Origin of the sequence: Bacteroides acidifaciens, assembly GCF_024623065.1 — a bacterium.
Taxonomy (GTDB): domain Bacteria; phylum Bacteroidota; class Bacteroidia; order Bacteroidales; family Bacteroidaceae; genus Bacteroides; species Bacteroides acidifaciens.
The window spans coordinates 1-2,421 of the sequence record NZ_JANJZR010000160.1; the positions used below are offsets into that span (position 1 = coordinate 1).

At 40.4% G+C, this 2,421-nt stretch carries 2 protein-coding genes and 1 pseudogene; 2 read left to right on the forward strand and 1 reads right to left on the reverse strand.

All coding sequences use genetic code 11. The annotated features are described in order from the left end of the window. Nucleotides 1–89 precede the first annotated feature (89 nt). Nucleotides 90–436: pseudogene (locus NSB03_RS20360) on the reverse strand (RNA polymerase sigma factor); the annotation flags it as partial. A gap of 241 nt (nucleotides 437–677) precedes the next feature. Between NSB03_RS20360 and NSB03_RS20365 the strand changes: the two are divergent. Then, complete coding sequence (locus NSB03_RS20365; protein WP_121766658.1) at nucleotides 678–1,238, forward strand: LemA family protein; 561 nt, start codon at nucleotides 678–680, stop codon at nucleotides 1,236–1,238. A gap of 42 nt (nucleotides 1,239–1,280) precedes the next feature. Next, nucleotides 1,281–2,243 carry a M48 family metallopeptidase gene (locus NSB03_RS20370; protein ID WP_024988872.1) on the forward strand — a complete coding sequence of 321 codons (963 nt, stop codon included), beginning with the start codon at nucleotides 1,281–1,283 and terminating at the stop codon, nucleotides 2,241–2,243. Nucleotides 2,244–2,421 lie beyond the last annotated feature (178 nt).

The window sequence follows — 2,421 nt, forward strand, 5'->3', positions numbered from 1 at the left end:
CATAAGTGCATATTTGAATTTTATGAGGCAAAGGTATCAAAACCTTATGATATAAACCAATTATGAACATCTACTTACTCTTTGGGCTACGCATTGACAATACGGTGCATTTCTTTCAAGTCATAAGCACCCTCCGTACTTTCAAATCCTACATCCTGCGGCAGGTTCAAGTGGTAATATTATCAGTAGGGTCTACGAAAGTCTGCTCACGGACTATTTTCCGGTAATTATTAATAAAGATGTTACGCATGATAGTATACATCCATCTCTTGAAATTTGTATCTAGAGCAAATTTTTCCTCGTTATCCAACGCTTTTAAAGATGTTTCCTGCAACAAATCATTCGTTTCTTCACGATTGCCCGTCAGTTTATAAGCAAAACGAAGCAACTCCTCTTGAACTCCAATTAAATCTTTTCTGAAACTTAAACTTTTCATCCTTTAAGGGTTTTATAGTTAATATTTCGTTTTTCTTGTCGGTTGCAAGTTTAAAGGTATTTTGCGTCTCATACAGGAAGATTTCAATCATTTCTTAGGGATATTTCTATCAAATGATAGTTTTTGTGTGCTTTCTGATAGTTTTTTGGGGTGGTATTTGAAGAAAAATCTCCCATTCATTTGCTTAAAAGAATCAAATAGATTACTTTTGATTAATATTAACCTAATAAATTAAAAGACAATGAATATACTTATTGTTGTAGGAATTATTGTATTGTTGGGCATCATTTTTGCATCCATGTACAATTCGCTAGTGAGACTGAGAAACAATCGTGAAAATGCGTTTGCCGACATCGACGTACAGTTGAAGCAACGTCATGACTTGATTCCGCAATTGGTAGATACCGTGAAAGGATATGCCGCCCATGAAAAGGAGACACTCGACCGGGTGATTCAGGCACGTAACGGTGCCGTCAGTGCCAAGACTATTGATGATAAGATAGCCGCCGAGAATCAGTTAAGTTCCGCCCTTGCAGGGCTGAAAATCACATTGGAAGCCTATCCCGACTTGAAAGCAAATCAAAGTTTCCTGCAATTACAAGAGGAAATAGCCGATGTGGAGAATAAGTTGGCTGCTGTCCGCCGTTACTTCAACTCGGCTACCAAAGAATACAATAACGCCGTACAGACATTCCCTTCTAATATCATAGCAGGCATGACAGGATTCCAAAAAGAAATCATGTTTGATTTGGGAAAGAACGAACGCGCCAATTTGGAACAGGCTCCCAAAATCAATTTCTAAATCTCCAGTCACCGTTCACTCACTGCATAAATCAAACACGCGATGCAATACGTCGGAATCCAAACACAGCAGAGCCGGAACAATACACGTTCCGCATTTCTATTGTTCCTCTTTCCTTGCCTGGTGACAGCACTTCTTTATTTGTCCTGTTACCTGCTGGTTCTTTTCGGATACGGCAAGAGTATGGAAGTCGAGATGATGCCTATGGTCCATCATTTCTTCCTCTCTTCCCTACCCTATACTTTAGGAGTAGTGGCTATCTGGTTTCTTATCGCCTATTGGGCTAATACGAGAATCATTAATTCCGCCACAGGCTCCAAGCCGCTTGACCGCAAGGAAAACAAACGCGTTTACAACTTGGTGGAAAACCTCTGCATGTCTCAGGGCATGAGTATGCCGAAGATAAATATCATTCATGATAATTCGCTGAATGCATTTGCAAGTGGTATCAATGACCGCACATATACGATTACCCTTTCGAGAGGTATCATCCAAAAGCTAAACGATGAAGAACTTGAAGCCGTAATCGGGCATGAGCTTACCCATATCCGTAACCGGGACGTGCGTCTGCTTATTATCTCCATCGTATTTGTCGGTATCTTCTCCATGCTGACGGAAATCACGTTTTATACCATCACACATATACGTGTACGTAGTAACAGTAAAGGCAGCGCAGGAATTTTCCTCTTTATGATAGTCGCTTTACTGATAGCTGCCATTGGTTTCCTTTTCGCCAGCCTGATGCGTTTTGCCATTTCGCGCAAACGCGAATATATGGCAGATGCCGGTTCGGCAGAAATGACGAAAAATCCGTTGGCACTTGCCAGTGCTTTGCGGAAAATATCTGCCGACCCAGCGATAGAAGCCGTGCAACGGAAAGACGTAGCGCAATTATTCATTCAAAATCCTAAAAAGAAGACAAAAGGTCTATATGGCCAACTCGGTGGCTTGTTTGCCACCCATCCCCCCATTGAAAAGCGGATTGAGATATTGGAACAGTTCTAAGTTCTTATTATATACACAAGGAAAGGTCAGGATTTCTGTTTAATTTTCATTAAAGAAAAGAGAAGAGTTCCTGACTTTTTCTTATATTTGGTTGTTATACATATAATAGTCCGTTAAAAATTCAACATATTGGCTAAGCGGCTTCTGTCACTATGCCAAAGAGTTCTTTGATAAGTTT

Excerpts from the sequence above, each read along its gene's own strand:
- NSB03_RS20365 (WP_121766658.1), top strand. The coding sequence starts at position 678 with ATGAATATACTTATTGTTGTAGGAATTATTGTATTGTTGGGCATCATT.
- NSB03_RS20370 (WP_024988872.1), top strand. The coding sequence starts at position 1,281 with ATGCAATACGTCGGAATCCAAACACAGCAGAGCCGGAACAATACACGT.